Origin of the sequence: Pseudoalteromonas ulvae UL12, assembly GCF_014925405.1 — a bacterium.
Taxonomy (GTDB): Bacteria; Pseudomonadota; Gammaproteobacteria; order Enterobacterales; family Alteromonadaceae; genus Pseudoalteromonas; species Pseudoalteromonas ulvae.
In genome coordinates this window covers 80,215-98,815 of the sequence record NZ_AQHJ01000034.1, presented here as the reverse complement: position 1 = coordinate 98,815, position 18,601 = coordinate 80,215, and the positions used below count along the sequence as shown (strand labels likewise).

Here is an 18,601-nt window from a genome sequence, read left to right as displayed (position 1 = left end):
TTTATATCGTGTTATAACAGCAGTCCGGCATCTTTTTTGACTTTTTCAATAATCATGTAGGTATAGTTTGTCGCCACTCCAGGAATATCGACTAATTTACCGAGCACCTCTCGATATTGCGCCATATCTGCGACACGTATTTTTAATAGGTAATCAAACCCACCCGCGACCATGTCACATTCAGCGACCTCAGGGATCGCGAGTACATGTTTTTTAAAGTCTTTAAATACATCTGTGGTCGATTTAGCCAAAGTTATTTGCACATGCGCCATCAAACCTTGATTGAGTTTTTCTGCATTTAGCACCGCACGATAGCTTTCTATAAATCCGTCTTTTTCGAGGCGTTTAACTCTATCTAAACATGGGCTCGGACTCAGGTTGACTTCTTTTGCCAAGTTCACATTGGATAATTTTCCGTTTTTTTGCAACACGTCTAAAATGGCAAGGTCGATGCGATCCAATGCGCGGCTGACTTTAGGTTGGCTCATGGCAGTATTTTATGCTGTGAAAAACTAAATATGCGCTGTAATTTACGGTATTTTGGCAAAATTAACCAGCATGTTCTGATGTATATTATATAGAATGCGGCTTTAATTTGTTTGGCTCCATTTTTGATTTTTGAGGGTTTGCAATGCTTTATAACGGTGATTTAACTACACAGTGTCCGATCAGACAAAAGATCCGCGACTTCTATCGCATCGATGAAAATGAAGTAATTGATTATATTTTACCACTTGCAGAAGTGGGTGTGACGGCTCGAAGCCGTGCTTGGGAGCGTGCCCGACAGCTTGTTGTCAATATTCGTGAAGATCAAGAAGGCCAAGGGGGTGTTGACGCACTGCTAAATGAGTTCTCTTTGTCTTCAGAAGAAGGCGTTGTCTTGATGTGTTTAGCCGAAGCCTTACTTCGTGTGCCAGACAAACAAACCCAAGAAAGCCTGATCCGTGACAAGTTAGCAAATGGCGACTGGAGTTCACACTTAGGGAATAGCGAATCATTATTTGTAAATGCATCAAGCTGGGGATTGCTATTCACTGGTAAAATGGTGAATTACTCAGATAAAAGCAAAGATGACCAATTCGGTGTCCTGAAAAAAACACTAGGCCGTTTAGGCGAACCGGTTATTCGTAAATCAGTTCAATACGCCATGAAAATCATGGGTAAGCAGTTCGTGATGGGCCGCACCATTGATGAAGCGATTGAACGCGCAATTGAAAAAGAACAAAAAGGCTATGTCTATTCATACGACATGCTAGGCGAAGGGGCACGTACCCAAGCGGATGCCGACCGTTATTATCAAAGTTATGTCAATGCGATTCATGCAATTGGTAAAGCGGCAAATAAACGTGGCCCAATTAAAAGCCCGGGTATTTCAGTCAAATTATCTGCGATTCACCCGCGTTACGAGTTCACTCATAAAAAACGTGTAATGGCCGAGCTAGTACCAAAATTAAAAGCATTAGCCTTAATCGCTAAAGATTATGACATCGGTTTTACCGTCGATGCGGAAGAAGCTGAGCGCTTGGATATTTCATTAGACATTATCGAAGCGGTCTTCTCAGATCCTGATTTAGGCACTTGGAATGGCTTTGGTTTAGCTGTTCAAGCTTATCAAAAGCGTGCCACGTTTGTGATTGAATGGTTAGTTGATTTAGCCCAACGTGTTGGCCGAAAACTGATGGTTCGTCTTGTAAAAGGCGCATACTGGGATAGCGAAATAAAAAATAGCCAAAAAGATGGTCTCGATCATTTCCCAGTGTTTACTCGTAAAGCCACTACTGACGTTTCTTACAAAGCCTGTGCCATGAAACTAATGGCTGCTCGCGATGTTATTTTCCCACAGTTTGCGACACACAATGCATACACTGCGGCAACGATTTTAGAAGTCGCAAAAGGCGATTGTGAAGGATTTGAGTTCCAACGTTTACACGGAATGGGTGAGTCGTTATTCGACCAAATCGTGACTCAAGATAAAGTACAATGTCGTGTGTATGCACCTGTTGGTCAACATGAAGACTTACTTGCTTACTTAGTACGCCGCTTACTTGAAAATGGCGCCAATTCATCGTTTGTAAACGCCATCGTTGATGAGAGCAAGCCTGTTGAGTCTTTACTCCCTGATCCTGTAGAAACATTGCAAGGCTTAAGTAATAAATACAACAACCAAATCGCTTTACCTATTAATATTTTTGGCGAAGAAAGAGCAAACTCTAAAGGCATTGACCTGACAGATATCAACCACATCACGCCATTTAAAGCGAATTTAGAACAGTGGTTAAACGACAATCTGATCAGCGAACAAAATATTCCTGCAGGTAGCCAGCCAGTTAAAAATCCGGCAAACCACAACGAAATCATCGGCCATATTGAATTGCAAGATGAAGCGCAAATGCGCCAACTCATCGAAAAAGCGGAAGCGCAGCTTAGCGATTGGTCAAATACGCCAGTACAAGAACGTGCAGACATTTTACGTCGCACAGCCGATATCCTTGAACGTCATCGTGATGAATTAATCGCCATTTGTATTAAAGAAGCGGGTAAAATCCCTCAAGATGGTGTCGATGAAGTTCGTGAAGCAGTCGATTTTTGTCGTTATTATGCAGCTCGCGCTGAAGAATTAGCAAAAGATGAGCGTTTTGAAGCGCGCGGTGTCATTTTATGTATCAGCCCATGGAATTTCCCTCTGGCTATATTCTTAGGCCAAGTTGCCGCAGCAATTGTGACGGGTAATGTGGTTATTGCCAAACCAGCTGAACAAACAAGTTTAATTGCATTACGTGCCATTGAATTAATGCAAACGGTCGGACTACCTAAAGATGTTGTCCAAGCCGTTATTGCACGTGGTTCTGAAGTAGGCAAAGTGATTGTTCCTGATCCACGTATTCAAGCTGTAATGTTTACGGGTTCAACCGAAACAGGCACGCGCATTTCACAAACGCTTGCTGAGCGTGACGACATTCAAGTACCACTTATCGCCGAAACCGGTGGTCAAAACTGTATGATCGTTGACTCAACAGCTTTACCTGAGCAAGTCGTTGATGATGTGATTGCTTCTGGTTTCCAAAGTGCTGGTCAGCGCTGCTCAGCACTGCGCGTTTTATTCATTCAAGAAGAAATCGCTGATAACGTTATTCGTATGATCAAAGGTGCAATGAGTGAGCTACACGTCGGTGATCCTGCCATGCTATCGACCGATGTTGGCCCAGTGATCGACCAAAAGGCACTTAATGCCTTAAATGAACATGTTGAGTACCTAAAAGGCCGTGCGACACTTCATTATCAATGTGAATTACCGAATATGGGCGAAACAGGCCACTACTTCTTCGCGCCACGTTTATATGAAATCAGCGACTTATCCGTTTTGAAAAAAGAAGTGTTTGGTCCGTGTGTTCATGTGATTCGCTTTAAAGGTGAACAATTAGATAACGTTATCGATCAAGTGAACGCCACAGGTTTTGGTTTAACAATGGGTATTCATACGCGTATCGAAGCCCGCGCTGAATATTTAGCCAAAATGTCTCGTGCCGGTAATATCTACGTTAACCGTAATATGATTGGTGCGGTTGTGGGTGTGCAGCCGTTTGGTGGACGTGGTTTATCTGGTACAGGTCCAAAAGCAGGTGGCCCGAACTATTTAACTCGTCTTGTAAAAGAAAAAGCATCACCAGTAAACGTGCAAATGACTGATTTAACAGCCGATGAGTTAGAAACCCATCACTTCCCTGGCGCTGTTGAACAAGTTAATCAAATCATGCAAAAATCATTACGTGATGAGAAAATTTGGCGCGCAACACCATTAAATGACCGTATCTCTGTTGTCCGTCAATTGCTGGCAAAAGTCGCAACGGTTGATATCGTTAATGAACTGGCTGATGATTTAGCCGCAACCTTAGCTGATGCACGTAGCCAATTAAATCGTGTTGAAAAGCGCATGAAAAAGGCAAAAATATTGCCTGGGCCAACAGGTGAATCAAACATTCTGTATTTAGAGCCTCGTGGTTGTGTGGTGTGTTACGCAGATAAGAGCACCTCGTTTAATTTCTGGGTGCTATCAATCATCACTGCACTTGCTGCAGGTAATACCGTTATCACAGTAGCATCTGAGCTGTTCTATGATGAAGCAACCGCCTTCAAAGATAAGTTTATCTCTACAGGCGTTGCCGAAGGTGTATTCCAAGTTGCTAAACCAAATCAGTTACAAGCAATTTTGGCACATACTCACTTAGCGGGAGCCGTTGTAGCCGCTCGTTCATCGCGTTTAGGTTATTTTAGTAAGCAATTAGCTGCTAGAACAGGCGCTATTCTACCGGTGATCAGTAGTGAATATTACGACACATTAATTTCTCGTTTAATTACCGAAAAGACAATCAGCATTGATACAACAGCCTCAGGCGGGAATACCTCGCTAATGACGCTAGCTGTGGATGATGATGAATAATTAACTTATTGAGTTATTAAACAAAAGGGTGCATTTGCACCCTTTTTTATTGTTACTAAACTACTTTTATTTAGCCTTGCGCTAGGTTTATCTGAGGTTTGTTGCTAATTTTAAAAGACTATCTGTTTTAAGTTTGTAGCGATGATAAAAAAAATTGCCATAAAAAATCTTGCACCTGGTATGTTTGTTCACAGCGTCACCAAACAGCGTGGGCAATTCAAAATTAAAAACCAAGGCTGGGTAAGAACCTCTGACTCTATTTCTCAATTGATCAACGCGGGTATATTAGAAGTTGAAATAGACACAGACAAAACATTACCTGATGACAACCAAGATTCGACCTCATCTACAACTAATGAACACTCTCAAGCCCAAAAGCAACGCTATGACCCTACTCAACATAGTGTCAGTGTCTCCAGTGAAATAGGTAAAGCTGAAAAGCTCTATACCGAAGCGAAATCATTACAAGAAAAAGCCATCGAATCTATCCGTGCGGGTAAAAAAATTGCTATTGGTCCATTTGAAGAGGTCGCAGATGGATTTATTGATTCAATTTTTAGAAATCAAGATGCATTGGCTTGCATGACGCGTATTAGAGAAAAAGACGCCTACCTGCTTGAGCACTCTATTAACGTCTCTGTTTTAATGACTATTTTTGCCAAGCACCTGCATATCGAGCGTGACATCATGCATCAAATGGCGACTGGCGCACTCCTGCACGATATTGGCAAGATAAAAATCCAAGACGAAATCCTCAACAAACCGGGCAAGTTTACTGATGATGAGTTCATACAAATGAAAGATCATGCGCGTTTTAGCAAAGAGATCTTAGAAGAGTCTGGCTTATCTGGGGTTGCAGTCGACATTGCAGCCTACCATCATGAGCGATTAGATGGGCGAGGTTACCCATTTGGACTCAAAGGTGATGATATTCCTCAGCATGTCCGTATGATTGCTATTGTCGACGTATACGATGCCCTCACAGCAAAGCGCGTTTACAAAGATGGGATGAACCCAATTAATGCATTTAAGATCATCAAAGATGACACCCCTAACTGTTTTGATACAGAGCTCGTTAATCAATTCATTAAATGTATTGGTATTCACCCTGTCGGCACCTTAGTCAAATTAAAAAGCCAAAAGCTTGGTATTGTTTCACAAAGCAACTTCGACAATCCACTTAAACCATGGGTGAAAACTTTTTATAGCGCAAAACACCATCACCACACTGAAGTAAAAGACATAAATTTAGCTGATAAACACAACCAAGATGAGTTAGAATCGGCCATCAAACCTGAAGATTTCGCCATTGATTTAATGCGATTTTTTAGGAATTCCGTCTTAAGTTAACAGTGTAAACCCATGAACTCATTTGAACGCGTATCCATCACTAAATTAACCGTTGGTAGTTATGTTGAAAAAGTCACCAAACAACTTGGTGATGTCAGAGTGGTACAAACAGGTTGGGTTCGAAATAAAAAAGCCATAAAAGATTTACAGCAAAAAGGCGTTATAGAAGTACTTGTTGATCCATATCGCACGTTAAAAGAACAACAAAGTAAACAAGCACCGATTATTGAAAAAACACCGAAAACAAAACATCACCACTTTAGTGATGAATTCCCTCATGCACAGGCTCTGTACGAACAGTTAGAGCAAGCGATGCTCAATCTTGAAGAGCGGGTGTTATCTTTTCAACCCATTAATATTGGCCAATTAGCACAGCTTGGTGAACACGTAAATGAATCCATCACTCGCCAGCCTAGCACTTTACTGTGCATCGCAAACATCTGTTCAGTCCCTAATTCGATAATTGGGCACAGCATCCGCGTCGCTATTTTAGCGATGATTTGCGCGAAACAGTTAAAACGCCCTAGTGACGAAGTACAAGCATTATTTATGACTGGCCTGCTTCATGACTTAGGAAAATACAAACTTGCTGAACAATTACAGCGTCAAGATCACTTGCTCAACCCATATTTAAAAGTACAACGTCATAAATATTGCCAATATACTCAGCACATTCTCAACTCGAGCGGTGGTGCCTGTGAGCTGACACTTTCACTTTGCCAGCAACAACTCGAACGAGAAGATGGCTCAGGGTATCCAGAGCAGCTTAACAGTGCTCAACTTAGCGCAGCACAAAAAATACTGACCATTTGCGATACATTTGACTCATTACATTTTGGCTTTGAGGGAGAAAAGCCTTTTTCTTCCCCTGCCGTGTTTAAATACTTACTCAAACATGCGCCAAGTTTGTTTTCAGACGTATTAATCAAAAAAATAATTCACAGTATTAGCGTTTACCCGCCTGGCTCTTTGGTTCAATTAAAATCAGGCAAAGTTGGTTATGTAAAATGCTTTAAAGAAAACAATCTCTCGCTGCCCGTTGTGCATTGTTTTTATAACAGCAAAAGTAAACATTATACCCAGACACACGATATCATCGTGGCCAAAGAGTTCAGTGATGACTTAATCGAAAGCAATATTTTTGCTCATGACTTTAATATCAATCTCACACAACATTTATAACACTCACTCGCGTATTCTTTGGCCCATCAGCGAAAATCTTGCATAGCCGCCAAGCTGAACTGATAACCATCCATATTCATCACAGTTTGCTCTGGGGCTATTTCAATTATTTTTAAATTATCGAGCATATCGCCTTCATAAAGATCGCGATTATTTATGCGGATCCAACGTTTATCTGCCTGAGTGGCATAAATATGAGCTTGATAACGAAGCGATGGTACGCGTGCAAGGATGACATCAGGGAGCAGCTCTAGAGGCTGTACTCTTGATGAAGTCGAGCTTCCTTGAGTCACTTCATATTCTTGCTGATTTTCAGTTTGTGCAACAGCCTGAGCAAAAGCCGCTTTAAGCGTATCAGGAACCGCGGCTAATTCCGCTGCAGGCACAGCTGATGGCTGTTCAAGTGGTTTGCCGACCACTTTATATTGACTGTAATTTTCAACTAATTGCTCTTTTACTGGCTTCGTCACGACTTCGGGCTGAGTCACAGGTTCAAGCGATTTTGAAGATGTTTGAGGAACGTCAGCTGGCACTTTAATATTTTCATTCGCGGAAGGTGCAATCTCGGTTCGTACCGGTACCACAAGTGTATTAGCCGTCATTAACTGCTTGTTCATCGACCATTCTTGGTACCATTTCCCAGCTAAAAAACCCACAATTAAGGTTAGAACTAAGCCTAACGTAACAACTAAACGACGGTAAAACTGTAGATCTTTTTGTTGAGAGTATTGCGCCTGAGCAGCCAATCCCACTTGTGCGGCGCCCTGATCTTGGCTCGACTGTTTGAGCGCATCTAATAAATAAGACATATAAACCTTTCGTTAAATAACATAAGACAAAGCAAACCCACTGGCAGCAAAAGCACCAAACCACAGCGCCCAAACTAACGTTTTGCTACTTGCTTGTTTAGGTGCTTCAAGTTGCTCCGGAAGGACTTCTTTGGCTGATAGCAACACTATTTTTTTACTGACACACGGAAGCTGGGCAGAATATGCCCCCATCAGAGCACGATCGCATAATAAATTAATCAGCCGCGGGATCCCAGCAGTTAACTGATGAATTAATTTAATCGAATTCATTTCAAATAAAGACGCTTGGCACCCTGCTTTTTGCAAACGATGTTGAATATAAGCAAAAACTTGCGCTTCATTGAGCGGCAACAAATGATAACGCGCAGTAATTCGCTGCGCCAACTGCCTTAAATCGTTTCGTTTCAAGAGTTGCTGTAATTCAGGTTGGCCGACCAAAATGATTTGCAGCAGCTTTTTAGTATTTGTTTCAAGATTAGTTAACAAGCGCAATTGCTCTAACACAGCTGCAGATAGATGTTGCGCTTCATCAATAATCAACATGGTATGACGACCTGCTTGATGATTTTTAACCAGTCTATTTTTAATTTTATCGGTCAAATCTTTCAAACTCGTATCTGATTTTTTATAACGAATTTTCAGCTCATCACAAATACTCGCAAGCAACTCGAGTTCATTTAATGTCGGGTTGAGGATAAAAGCCACTTGGGTGGTATCGGTCAACTGAGACAACATGCAACGAGTCACCGTTGTTTTACCTGTTCCAACTTCGCCCGTTAATAATACAAAGCCCCCCGCGTCTCCCAGTCCAAAGGTTAAATGGGCCAGCGCTTCTTTATGGCGATCGCTTAAAAACAAATAGTCTGGATTTGGCGCGATTGAAAATGGCTTTTCGGTTAACCCAAAATAGCTTAAATACACCTCTATTGTCCCCTAAAATAAAAACGCCCTTATGATGGCAAAAAAATCACCAAGTTAAAACCAATAACACTATGTTAAAATACAGTCATGATTGAAAGTAATAAGTACACTATGCAAATTTACCTAGTAGGTGGTGCTGTCCGCGATAGCTTACTAAAGCGCCGAGTAACAGAACGAGATTATGTCGTCGTTGGTGCAACAGCTGATGAGATGATTAAAAAAGGGTTTACCCAAGTGGGTCGTGACTTTCCGGTATTCCTTCATCCCAAAACCAAAGAAGAATATGCCCTAGCACGGACAGAACGCAAAAAAGGCCAAGGCTATACCGGGTTTATTTGTGACTTTACTGCGGATATCACACTAGAAGAAGATTTAATCCGTCGCGACTTAACCGTCAATGCTATCGCACAAGCACCTGACGGCCAACTGATTGATCCATACGGTGGCCAAGCAGATTTAAATAATCGTATTTTACGTCATGTTAGCGACGCATTTAGTGAAGATCCGCTGCGTATCTTACGAGTTGCCCGCTTTGCCGCCCGTTATCATTATTTAGGTTTTACCGTCGCGCCTGAAACCATCACTTTAATGAAAAATATGGTCAACCTAGGCGAAATTGCCACACTGACACCTGAACGAGTATGGATTGAATGGGAAAAATCCCTCAAAGAAGGTGCCTTTCCTATTTTTTTATCGGCTTTAAAACAAACAGGAGCACTGGCTGCAATCTCCCCTGCTTTGGACAGTTTTTGGAATACCGATGAAGAGCAATACTTCATGGCAAAAATACAGGCGAGTCAACACGCTATCACTCCTGAACAATTATTTTCAGCGATTACGTGTACCCTGAGTACAGATGAATTCACTCATTTAAAGCAAGCACTTAAACTTCCGAATTGCTTTAGTGAACTAACAGTACTTGCTCATCAATTTCAGTCAATTTTTACAGCTCAGTTGATAAAACCAGAACATGTACTGTCATTTTTTAATGGGATTGATTTATGGCGTAAACCAGAACGGTTAGATCAGTTAACATCGGTTTTTCAGCTAAAAACAGTGACGACCAGTTCTCATCTCGAACCATTGCACGCAGCCGCAAAATCAGCAGGTTCAGTCAATGCGCAAACGTTTATTCAACAAGGAATAACAGGTGCCGCCATAAAACCGGCCATGGAAACAGCCAGATCTAATGCCATCAAGTGTTATTTTTAACCTTTAATACGCCCAGCAAAAATCGTGCTTGTGCAGGGCTCGCCTGTTAATGTTACTCGCTTTCAATTAATGTAAATTTAACCGTGTTATTTCAATATTTTTGCGAGTCTAGGGGCTGTTGTTCTTTCGTGGTTAAATTTTGTTCGATATAAAAGCGTTTTTATCACGGCGAGCAGTGTGTAGCCTAGTCATTCTAAGCAAATACTGCTCAACAAAGAGAAATACGCTTTTAGCCGAACCCTTCGGGCAGCGTTTGTTGGGTCTTTCTACTGCGTTATCGCTTTTTCGTGTAGCTCGCTACACCACAAAAGCACTACCTTGTATAAATACCCAACAATTCGCTGCAAAAATCATCAAGAAAGATCAACAGATGTATGGACTCCCACCTCCCTCGGGAGTAGCGTAATAAGTGTTGCGGCTCGCCAGTCTCATATAAAAGAAAGTCGTTTACTTTCAGTGCAAGAGCAGTGTCTACAAGGAATAGAATGCATGCGGGATTTATTAGTTAAGCAAAAAGTCAGCTCCGCGCTTTATTACTTGAATTGGGGCATGCTATTGCTCAAGGTGATGCTCAGTTAATACAAGCCATTCCTGAGATACTTGAAGATGCAGAAAATGATTTAACACATCGCTTTCGCTTTTCAATACAACTGACTTTTAGGCGTTTTATTGGAACAATAGAAGAAGTTAAACTGATTGAAGAAAAGTTACGAGAAATCGTTAAACAAGACCCAATCTGCACTCGTTTACAAGCATTAGAAGGTGTGGGTCCCGTCTGTGCTATTTTAATGAAAATAGCTTTAGGTAACACCACACATTTCAAAAATGGTCGGGAAGCTGCTGCCTGTTTAGGCTTAACGCCAGTACAACATAGTAGTGGTGGTAAGGAGAAAATAGGCTCAATATCGAAAGTGATAGGAAACAAGAAGCTGCGCAGCGCTTTGTATAAAGGTGCATTAGCTGTTGTTTGCCAACTAGAAAAAAGAGAAAGCCGTAGCCAAAAAGATATCTGGTTAAGAGAATTAACCGTTCGTCGAGGTAAAAAAATAGCCGCGATAGCGTTGGCGAATAAAACAGTAAGAACTGCTTTTGCGTTGCTAAAGCATGATGCAGAGTATCAGCCACAATTACTTGTGGCTTAGATTTGTCAAAAAGAGCGTATTAAAATAGGTAAGACCGACCTTCAAGAGACTGTTAGGGGCTGAAGTTTATAAAACTGCTCAACAGAAAAGTCATGAAGGTGCGAAAACATCAGAGGCCAGAGGTAGCACCTCAATTTGAGCCTGTATATAAGCGAGCATCTAACTTATTTTAAACTTTTTCTTTTTGACATTAACGGGGAGTCCATATAAGCCCCTAACTTTAGCCAACCCCTCCACCTAACTTTTAAACAATTCACTACACTTGCATTCTTGGCGTTCTCGGTAACACTTAACTAATCAATAGTTTGGGTCCCGCGATATGAATGTAAACTCTCCGCTTATTCGTAAATGTATTAGCCTTGGTTACCTCACCCCAGAGGATATCACTGCCCGAGGTGCAAGCAGTACCTCTGTCATTGATCTTATTACCAGCAGCACTGATTTCACATCCAAGTCCTTTGCCGCCAAGTGCAGTGAGCTATTCAACGTGCCCTTTTTTGATTTAGCCTGCTTTGATGTCAGTAATATTCCAAGTGAGTTAATCAATGAGTCGCTTATTCGAAAGCACCATATTATTCCGCTGGGTCAAAAAAAACGCACACTTTATTTAGCCACCTCTGATCCGACTGACTTTGATGCCTTTGAGAATTTTGAATTTAATACCGGCCTACAAACCGAAGCGATAGTGGTCGACTTTGCCGAACTTGAAAAAAAAATCGAACAACTGTTCGACTCCTCCACAGGGCTTGATTTAAGCGACGATGAATTTAAAGAGTTGAGCGATCTCGAAGTTGATACCAGCAGCGAAAACAAAGAAGATGACAACATTGACGATAAAGAAGATGCCCCAATTATCGTCTATATCAATAAAATATTAATGGATGCGATACGTAAAGGCGCATCCGATTTACACTTTGAACCTTACGAGTTTACTTATCGAATACGCTTTCGCATCGATGGAATTTTGCATGAAGTCGCGACTCCTCCTCAAGCGCTGGCCAACCGAATTTCAGCCCGTGTGAAAGTCATGTCTCGCCTCGATATTGCCGAAAAACGCAAACCGCAAGATGGGCGGATCAAACTGAAAATTACCAAGAAAAAAAGCATCGATTTTCGGGTCTCGACCCTTCCTACCCTTTGGGGCGAAAAAATCGTAATGCGGATTTTAGACTCCTCGAGTGCCATGCTTGGGATTGATGTACTCGGTTACGAAGCAGAACAAAAAGAGCTCTACCTCAATGCACTCGCACAGCCACAAGGCATGATTTTAGTTACCGGCCCAACTGGTTCAGGTAAGACTGTCTCACTGTATACGGGGTTAAATATTCTTAATAAACCCGAGCGCAATATTTCGACCGCCGAAGATCCGGTCGAAATCAACTTAGCGGGCATTAACCAAGTACAAATAAATGCTCGTGCTGATATGACTTTTGCCAATGCCCTGCGCGCATTTTTACGCCAAGATCCCGATGTGGTGATGGTTGGGGAAATACGAGACCTAGAAACCGCCGAAATTTCCATAAAAGCGGCACAAACCGGTCACTTAGTGTTATCGACTTTGCATACCAACTCAGCCCCAGAAACACTAACTCGTCTACTCAACATGGGCGTTCCCGCTTACAATGTCGCCAGCTCAGTGACATTAATTATTGCCCAGCGTCTTGCGCGACGCTTATGTAGTAACTGCAAACAACCTGAAGAACTCCCTTACGAAGAACTCATCCGCCAAGGTTTTGATGAAAAACAAAGTAAAGAACTGACCTTATTCAAAGCAGTCGGTTGTGAGCTATGTACAGAAGGCTACAAAGGGCGTGTAGGTATTTATGAAGTGATGCAAATTACCCCCGAAATTGCACAAATTATTATGCGCGGTGGAAACTCGCTCGAAATAGCTGAAAAATCAAAAGAGCTTGGCTTTAACAACTTACGTTTATCTGGGTTAAGAAAAGCAGCAAAAGGTGTCACAAGCCTTGCCGAGATCAATCGTGTGACCAGCTTTTAAACTCAGCACTCGATAAAAACCGTAAAGACCTTTGCATCAAACCAAGCAAAGGGTAGACTTTGCCATTATTTTGTTTCGAGAGTCGATTATGAGCACTATCGTCAACTGCCCTAACTGCAATAAAGATGTCGTTTGGGGTGAGCAATCCCCATATCGCCCTTTTTGCTGCAAGCAATGCCAACTAATAGACTTAGGTGAATGGTCAATGGAAAATCATAAAATTAGTAGCCAAAGTGGAAACGATCAAAAAGTCACACCTGATATGATTGAAGACATTGAAGAAATGCTCGCCAAAGCTGAGCAAGATTTTTTTAAATAAACACTGTCACACCCAAGCTACACATATAAAAAAAGCACTGCTAGGTAACTAACAGTGCTTTTTTAATTAGCGGGAATTAATCTTGCTGTTTTTTCATTTTTTTATGTTTACGTTTGGCCATTTTACTGAGCTTTTCTTGCTGCTCGGTTGTTAACACATTCCATAGCTGATTATTGTAACGCGCCTTAATCACTGCAATCTCTAGCATTTCAGACTGATTACCTTGCATCGCGCTTCGAAATGCTCCTTCATCAAATTGTTCGGCTTGAACAATGGACTTAATTGCAGTTCGATTGCCTTTCATCGCCTCTTTAAGTGGATCCAACTCAGCTTTACTCAGTGTACGGATTGCAGCAATCTGCTCTTGTTGGCTGCTGGTCAATTCAAGCTTGGCCGCCGCTCGCTCAGATTGTAAGAATCGATATAAGTTATGATCTGGTTTTGCAAAACTAGCTGAAGAAAACAAAGCTGCAGTACCTAAGCCTGCAATAAGCACTAATTGTGATAATTTCATACTAACACTCTCCTTTTATTGGTTGAGTTAACTTTAACAACTGCAATGAAAAGCAACGCAAAGGAACGTAAAGGTTATGTAAAGAGTGCCAAATCAATAGATAAATAGTTAAAATGAATTTACGAATGCTAAGATGAGTGCGCTATGAAACTGCTGTTAATTGACGATGATATCGCTTTATGTGAACTACTTAATGAGTATTTAGGCGCTCAAGGGTTTGAACTCGTCATCAAAAATGATGGTGAAGCAGGCCTTAACGAAGCACTCGCCCATGACTACCCACTCATACTTCTTGATGTGATGTTACCAAAAATAGAGGGGTTTGAAGTACTCAAAACCTTACGTCAACACAAACTCACTCCTGTGATTATGCTCACGGCTCGCGGTGAAGACTTTGATCGCATCTTTGGTTTAGAGCTTGGCGCAGACGATTACTTAGCTAAGCCTTTTAACCATCGTGAACTTCTTGCTCGCGTCAAAGCAATCACGCGTCGTATCGAACATATTCTAGCCAGCAACAAAAGCCAGCCGCTCAATTGGCACGATATCGAAGTTAAACCCCATAGCCGTGAAGTACTCGCAGCTGGGCACACTTTATTGCTTACTGGCACTGAGTATGAAATTTTAAATTTACTACTTAAACATGCCGGCGATATTGTCAGCAAAGAGCAAATAAGCGAGCAAGTTCTTGGACGACGTTTAGCGGCTTTTGATCGCTCAATTGATATGCATGTCAGTAATATTCGCAAAAAAATAGCTGAACATATTGAGCCTGAGCGAATTAAAACCATCCGAGGCTCTGGCTATATTTTGGTATCGGGAGCTTAGTATGAACCTTGCGCAATTAGATCCGCGTCGCTATTTATTCTTCAAAATTTTTAGTTGGTTTTGGTTCACTATATTAGCCACGATCGGCCTCGCGATTTTTTTGAGTAATGTCACCACAGACAATGTAATCAACGAACCGCTAAAAGGCCCCATGGAAAAAAATCTCGCCATGCTAGGAAAAAGCATTGAACGAGCGAGCAAGAAATCACAACGGGATGTCAAAGAGATTGTTAACCATCCTCGTATGACTAAACATCGTTTAGTTTATGTTGTCGATGAACAAAAAAATGAGAGTTACTTTAATCAGGCGCTTGATAACGAAATCGATATTAGCCTAATTAGTTACACCAAAGACTTAGCACCACAAATCATTTTTACTCCAACTTATCATGCATTTGGGCCTATTCAAATCAACATTGAGCAGCAAAGCTATTTACTCTATGAAATTCAGCCTGATACTAACCCTCACCTCATTTTTAAATTAAAGTTGATGCCCGCTTGGCTAAAATGGCTGATAGCATTAGGCGCTAGTTTAAGTTTGAGCTTACTCTTTAGTAAGGCGCTGATGAGTCCTATTAACGCCTTAAAAAAAGCCTCGAGTGAACTAGCTAACGGGCAACTCAAAACACGTGTCAATAATGGCACAGCTTCACGAGATGAACTTGGCCAGCTGACTAATGAATTCAATCAAATGGCAGAAAAAATTGAATTATTAGTCACTAGCCAAAAGCGCTTACTCGCTGACATTTCTCATGAGCTGCGCTCGCCTTTAACACGCTTGCAAATGGCGGCGGGGCTTGCCCAAATGCAGCACGATAATCAGCACAACCCCTATATTAGGCGCATTGAACAAGAAGCCGAAAACCTCGATAAAATGATTGCTGATGTGTTAACTGTGTCACGCCTAGAGGCGCAAAGTCAGGTACTTATAAAAGAAACACAAGGCTTTAATCAGGTAATTGACAAAGTGGTTTCTGATGCGCAATTTGAGGCAAAACAACATAACAAAACACTCACGCTTCACGGCCAACAAAATGCGCAATTTAGTTTCGATGCCAAAGCCCTCGCCAGTGCGTTTGAAAATATCCTGCGTAATGCCATCAAATATGCACAGCACCATGTTTCGGTTGAGCTCAAGCACAGTGAGCAAGAACTAATGATCACTGTATGTGATGATGGCCCCGGTGTGCCCGAAGAATATTTAACCCAAATTTTTGAGCCTTTTTTTCGAGTGTCACAAGCCAGAGATCGCAACTCTGGTGGTACAGGGCTAGGTTTAGCGATTAGCAAACACGCGATTGAGGCGCATCAAGGTCAAATATCTTTATTTAATCAACAAGGTGGTGGATTATGTGTCACAGTGACCTTACCACTTACACTCAATTAGAATGACTATGTTTTACTCTGACGAATCTCAATTAGGTGACAATCAAGCCATTATTGAGGCTTTTTGGCAACAAAAGGTCACTGCAGACTCCCTTTCATTTTCTGAGATAGAGCTTGCGTATGCCTATGTGCTTGCGCCTAATGCGACACAAGCCGTGGTTATTTCCAGCGGCCGTATTGAGAGTTTTCTTAAATATAAAGAGTTAATTTGGGAGTTATACAATAATAACTACGCTGTTTTTATTGTTGATCACCCAGGGCAAGGCTTATCAAGTCGCCAGTTAAACAACTCGCACAAAGGGTTTATTGAAGACTTTGCAGTGTATGTCGATGCCTTTGCGTACTTTATCGAGAAGGTGGTTAATCCTCATTGGTCAGGCCCAAAAGTAATGCTTGCCCACTCAATGGGCTGTGCGATTGCGGCCCTTTATTTAAAAACGAACGCGCAAGCATTCCAAAGAGCTGTATTTTGCGCGCCGATGTTCGGTATTCACTTAGGTACCCCCCCTCAATGGCTAGCTGAGGGATTAGTAAACGCCTTGTTCGCGCTAGGCTTAAAAACAGCCTATTTACCAGGGCAAAGTAATTACAATCCTAAACCGTTTGATCAAAACCAACTGACGGGCAGTGAAGTGCGTTACCAACATTTTCGAGCCCTGTATCACACCGTACCAGAATTACAGCTCGGTGGTGTCACCATTGCTTGGTTAAAGGCCGCCTTTGTTGCCACCCAAAAAATAGCCAACACGACACTAGATCTTCAGGTACTCCTTCTTCAAGCAGCTGATGATGAAATTGTTGATAATCAAGCTCAAAATTTGTGGGTCGCTCGACAAACACACACTACTTTAGTGTGCTTTGAAGCCGCAAAGCATGAACTGCTGTGTGAGCAAGATAAAGTTCGTCGCCCTGTTATGTCACATATTTATGACTTTTTAGCAGCTCGAACCACTGACAGTGGATCTTGATGTATTAAAATATCAACATGCCCATCCATGTTGTCTTTAATAATGGCGACCACTTCATCTGAAACTTGATGAGCACGCATCAGCGTAAGGTGATCATCTAACTCTATATGTAATTGGATAAATTTTGTCTGCCCTGCTTGGCGAGTACGAATATCATGAGCGCCATGCACTGATTCATGACTATTCACCCAATGTAGGATTTGCTCTTTTTCCTCATCTGGTAGCTCTTTATCCATTAAATGGTCGGCACTTTCTAACGCCACTTGCCAAGCATTAAACAATAAATAGCCCGCAACAAGAATCGCAAAAACACCATCAGCTTGCACCCAGCCATAACTAGACAAAGCCATAGCTAGAATGACACTAGCATTGAGGATTAAATCCCCTTTGTAATGGATTGAGTCTGCTTTTATGGCGATTGATTCGGTGCGCTTAATTACCTGATGTTGCACTGAGACAATAATCAATGTGCAAATAATGGCAAAAATACTCACCCCTATCCCTAAACTGGTATGCGAAACCGTTGTCGGGTTATAAATACGTTCAATGCCATGAAATGCCAATAAACAGCCAGAACCAGCAATAAATGCCGCCTGCCCCAGCCCAGCTAACGATTCAGCTTTACCATGACCAAAGCGATGGTCGTCATCTGCTGGCCTAAGCGCATAACGCAAAACAAAAAAGCTCATCATTGTGGCGGTAATATCCATCAAGGAATCAGTTAATGAGCCAAGCATGGCTGCAGAGCCTGTCGTCAACCATGCCCACATTTTTGTTAAGATCATCATGCTGACCATCGCCATAGTGACCCAACTGGCTAACTTGACCCAAAAACCATAATCTCTTTCTTTCATCGACTGTGCCTAGTTATTTGATTAACCATTGAGATATTATCATTTTTAATACGCGTCCCGGCTACTTTTTGTTAGTATAAGCCAGCAATTTTTCTAGAGGTGTTTATGCTCGATATCGTACTTTATCAACCTGAAATTCCCCCGAATACTGGCAATATCATTCGGTTATGTGCCAATACTGGTTATTCGCTGCATTTAATTGAACCATTAGGGTTTGAATGGGATGACAAACGGGTGCGCCGTGCAGGGCTTGACTACCATGAATTTAGTCATGTAAAACGCCATCCAAACTTAGAGAGCTACCTCGCCACCGAACAGCCAAGCACCGTTTATGCTTGTACGACTAAAGGCTCTGGGCCATTTCATAAAGCGCAATTTAAAGCAGGTGATTGTTTATTATTTGGCCCAGAAACTCGCGGCCTTCCCATGGACATTATTGAGTCACTCCCCAATGAGCAACGCCTTCGTATTCCGATGCAGCCAAATAGCCGCAGCATGAATTTATCAAACGCCGTAGCTGTCTTTATTTATGAATCTTGGCGCCAGCTTGATTTTGCCGGTTCGGTTTAATTCCTCTCACTCGCTGTAGAGCCTTGGCTCTACAGCTCTGTACCTTTCATAAATATTCGCTCTTTCTCGTTCATTGCTCATAAAGTCAACTAAACTAAAATACAAA

15 protein-coding genes and 1 pseudogene are annotated in these 18,601 nt (G+C 41.9%); 11 read left to right on the top strand and 5 right to left on the bottom strand.

Annotated features, from left to right (window positions below; translation table 11 throughout):
• Window positions 1–11: 11 nt before the first annotated feature.
• On the bottom strand, window positions 12–488 hold the full coding sequence (locus PULV_RS17140) for a winged helix-turn-helix transcriptional regulator (protein WP_086744339.1): 477 nt from the start codon (window positions 486–488) through the stop codon (window positions 12–14).
• A gap of 143 nt (window positions 489–631) precedes the next feature.
• On the opposite strand from PULV_RS17140, the gene putA reads away from it, so the two are divergent.
• From putA to PULV_RS17125, 3 genes are all read left to right on the top strand, one after another.
• On the top strand, window positions 632–4,438 hold the full coding sequence (gene putA, locus PULV_RS17135) for a bifunctional proline dehydrogenase/L-glutamate gamma-semialdehyde dehydrogenase PutA (RefSeq protein WP_193332334.1): 3,807 nt from the start codon (window positions 632–634) through the stop codon (window positions 4,436–4,438).
• A gap of 144 nt (window positions 4,439–4,582) precedes the next feature.
• A complete protein-coding gene (locus PULV_RS17130; RefSeq protein ID WP_193332441.1) occupies window positions 4,583–5,788 on the top strand; it encodes an HD-GYP domain-containing protein in 1,206 nt (401 codons plus the stop codon).
• 12 nt (window positions 5,789–5,800) lie between these two features.
• The gene (locus tag PULV_RS17125; RefSeq protein ID WP_086744337.1) at window positions 5,801–6,970 is read left to right on the top strand and encodes an HD-GYP domain-containing protein; all 1,170 of its coding nucleotides are present in this window, start codon (window positions 5,801–5,803) and stop codon (window positions 6,968–6,970) included.
• Window positions 6,971–6,996: 26 nt separating this feature from the next.
• Here the strand turns inward: PULV_RS17125 and PULV_RS17120 are convergent, their stop codons facing one another.
• Entirely contained in the window at window positions 6,997–7,779 is a 783-nt protein-coding gene (locus PULV_RS17120; protein ID WP_193332333.1) for a general secretion pathway protein GspB, read from the bottom strand.
• Window positions 7,780–7,791: 12 nt separating this feature from the next.
• Entirely contained in the window at window positions 7,792–8,700 is a 909-nt protein-coding gene (locus PULV_RS17115) for an ExeA family protein (RefSeq protein WP_086744335.1), read from the bottom strand.
• 111 nt (window positions 8,701–8,811) lie between these two features.
• Here PULV_RS17115 and PULV_RS17110 point away from each other — a divergent pair, with 111 nt between their 5' ends.
• From PULV_RS17110 to yacG, 4 genes and pseudogenes are all read left to right on the top strand, one after another.
• Window positions 8,812–9,912, top strand: coding sequence for a tRNA nucleotidyltransferase (locus tag PULV_RS17110; RefSeq protein ID WP_193332332.1), 1,101 nt, complete (start codon window positions 8,812–8,814; stop codon window positions 9,910–9,912).
• Between the two features lie 524 nt (window positions 9,913–10,436).
• A pseudogene (locus PULV_RS17105) lies at window positions 10,437–11,054 on the top strand (IS110 family RNA-guided transposase); the annotation flags it as partial.
• Window positions 11,055–11,373: 319 nt separating this feature from the next.
• Entirely contained in the window at window positions 11,374–13,056 is a 1,683-nt protein-coding gene (gene pilB, locus PULV_RS17100; RefSeq protein WP_193332330.1) for a type IV-A pilus assembly ATPase PilB, read from the top strand.
• Between the two features lie 88 nt (window positions 13,057–13,144).
• Window positions 13,145–13,375, top strand: a complete 231-nt coding sequence (yacG, locus tag PULV_RS17095) for a DNA gyrase inhibitor YacG (RefSeq protein WP_086744332.1) — start codon at window positions 13,145–13,147, stop codon at window positions 13,373–13,375.
• Between the two features lie 76 nt (window positions 13,376–13,451).
• Here yacG and PULV_RS17090 read toward each other — a convergent pair whose 3' ends face one another.
• A complete protein-coding gene (locus PULV_RS17090; protein ID WP_086744331.1) occupies window positions 13,452–13,889 on the bottom strand; it encodes a Spy/CpxP family protein refolding chaperone in 438 nt (145 codons plus the stop codon).
• Window positions 13,890–14,033: 144 nt separating this feature from the next.
• Between PULV_RS17090 and PULV_RS17085 the strand changes: the two genes are divergently transcribed.
• From PULV_RS17085 to PULV_RS17075, 3 genes are read left to right on the top strand one after another with little or no spacing between them, the layout of a single operon-like run.
• Window positions 14,034–14,717, top strand: a complete 684-nt coding sequence (locus PULV_RS17085; RefSeq protein ID WP_086744330.1) for a response regulator — start codon at window positions 14,034–14,036, stop codon at window positions 14,715–14,717.
• Window position 14,718: 1 nt separating this feature from the next.
• Window positions 14,719–16,104 carry an ATP-binding protein gene (locus PULV_RS17080; RefSeq protein WP_086744329.1) on the top strand — a complete coding sequence of 462 codons (1,386 nt, stop codon included), beginning with the start codon at window positions 14,719–14,721 and terminating at the stop codon, window positions 16,102–16,104.
• 7 nt (window positions 16,105–16,111) lie between these two features.
• On the top strand, window positions 16,112–17,071 hold the full coding sequence (locus tag PULV_RS17075) for an alpha/beta fold hydrolase (RefSeq protein ID WP_193332329.1): 960 nt from the start codon (window positions 16,112–16,114) through the stop codon (window positions 17,069–17,071).
• On the opposite strand, the gene PULV_RS17070 is transcribed toward PULV_RS17075, so the two are convergent.
• The gene (locus PULV_RS17070; RefSeq protein WP_086744327.1) at window positions 17,029–17,925 is read right to left on the bottom strand and encodes a cation diffusion facilitator family transporter; all 897 of its coding nucleotides are present in this window, start codon (window positions 17,923–17,925) and stop codon (window positions 17,029–17,031) included. The genes PULV_RS17075 and PULV_RS17070 overlap by 43 nt on opposite strands.
• Before the next feature lie 105 nt (window positions 17,926–18,030).
• Between PULV_RS17070 and trmL the strand changes: the two genes are divergently transcribed.
• On the top strand, window positions 18,031–18,495 hold the full coding sequence (gene trmL / locus PULV_RS17065; protein WP_086744326.1) for a tRNA (uridine(34)/cytosine(34)/5-carboxymethylaminomethyluridine(34)-2'-O)-methyltransferase TrmL: 465 nt from the start codon (window positions 18,031–18,033) through the stop codon (window positions 18,493–18,495).
• Window positions 18,496–18,601 lie beyond the last annotated feature (106 nt).

Bases quoted from the DNA above. Each gene is read 5' to 3' on its own strand.
- PULV_RS17140 (WP_086744339.1), bottom strand. From the start codon at position 488: ATGAGCCAACCTAAAGTCAGCCGCGCATTGGATCGCATCGACCTTGCC.
- putA (WP_193332334.1), top strand. From the start codon at position 632: ATGCTTTATAACGGTGATTTAACTACACAGTGTCCGATCAGACAAAAG.
- PULV_RS17125 (WP_086744337.1), top strand. From the start codon at position 5,801: ATGAACTCATTTGAACGCGTATCCATCACTAAATTAACCGTTGGTAGT.
- PULV_RS17120 (WP_193332333.1), bottom strand. From the start codon at position 7,779: ATGTCTTATTTATTAGATGCGCTCAAACAGTCGAGCCAAGATCAGGGC.
- PULV_RS17110 (WP_193332332.1), top strand. From the start codon at position 8,812: ATGCAAATTTACCTAGTAGGTGGTGCTGTCCGCGATAGCTTACTAAAG.
- pilB (WP_193332330.1), top strand. From the start codon at position 11,374: ATGAATGTAAACTCTCCGCTTATTCGTAAATGTATTAGCCTTGGTTAC.
- yacG (WP_086744332.1), top strand. From the start codon at position 13,145: ATGAGCACTATCGTCAACTGCCCTAACTGCAATAAAGATGTCGTTTGG.
- PULV_RS17090 (WP_086744331.1), bottom strand. From the start codon at position 13,889: ATGAAATTATCACAATTAGTGCTTATTGCAGGCTTAGGTACTGCAGCT.
- PULV_RS17085 (WP_086744330.1), top strand. From the start codon at position 14,034: ATGAAACTGCTGTTAATTGACGATGATATCGCTTTATGTGAACTACTT.
- PULV_RS17080 (WP_086744329.1), top strand. From the start codon at position 14,719: ATGAACCTTGCGCAATTAGATCCGCGTCGCTATTTATTCTTCAAAATT.
- PULV_RS17075 (WP_193332329.1), top strand. From the start codon at position 16,112: ATGTTTTACTCTGACGAATCTCAATTAGGTGACAATCAAGCCATTATT.
- PULV_RS17070 (WP_086744327.1), bottom strand. From the start codon at position 17,925: ATGAAAGAAAGAGATTATGGTTTTTGGGTCAAGTTAGCCAGTTGGGTC.
- trmL (WP_086744326.1), top strand. From the start codon at position 18,031: ATGCTCGATATCGTACTTTATCAACCTGAAATTCCCCCGAATACTGGC.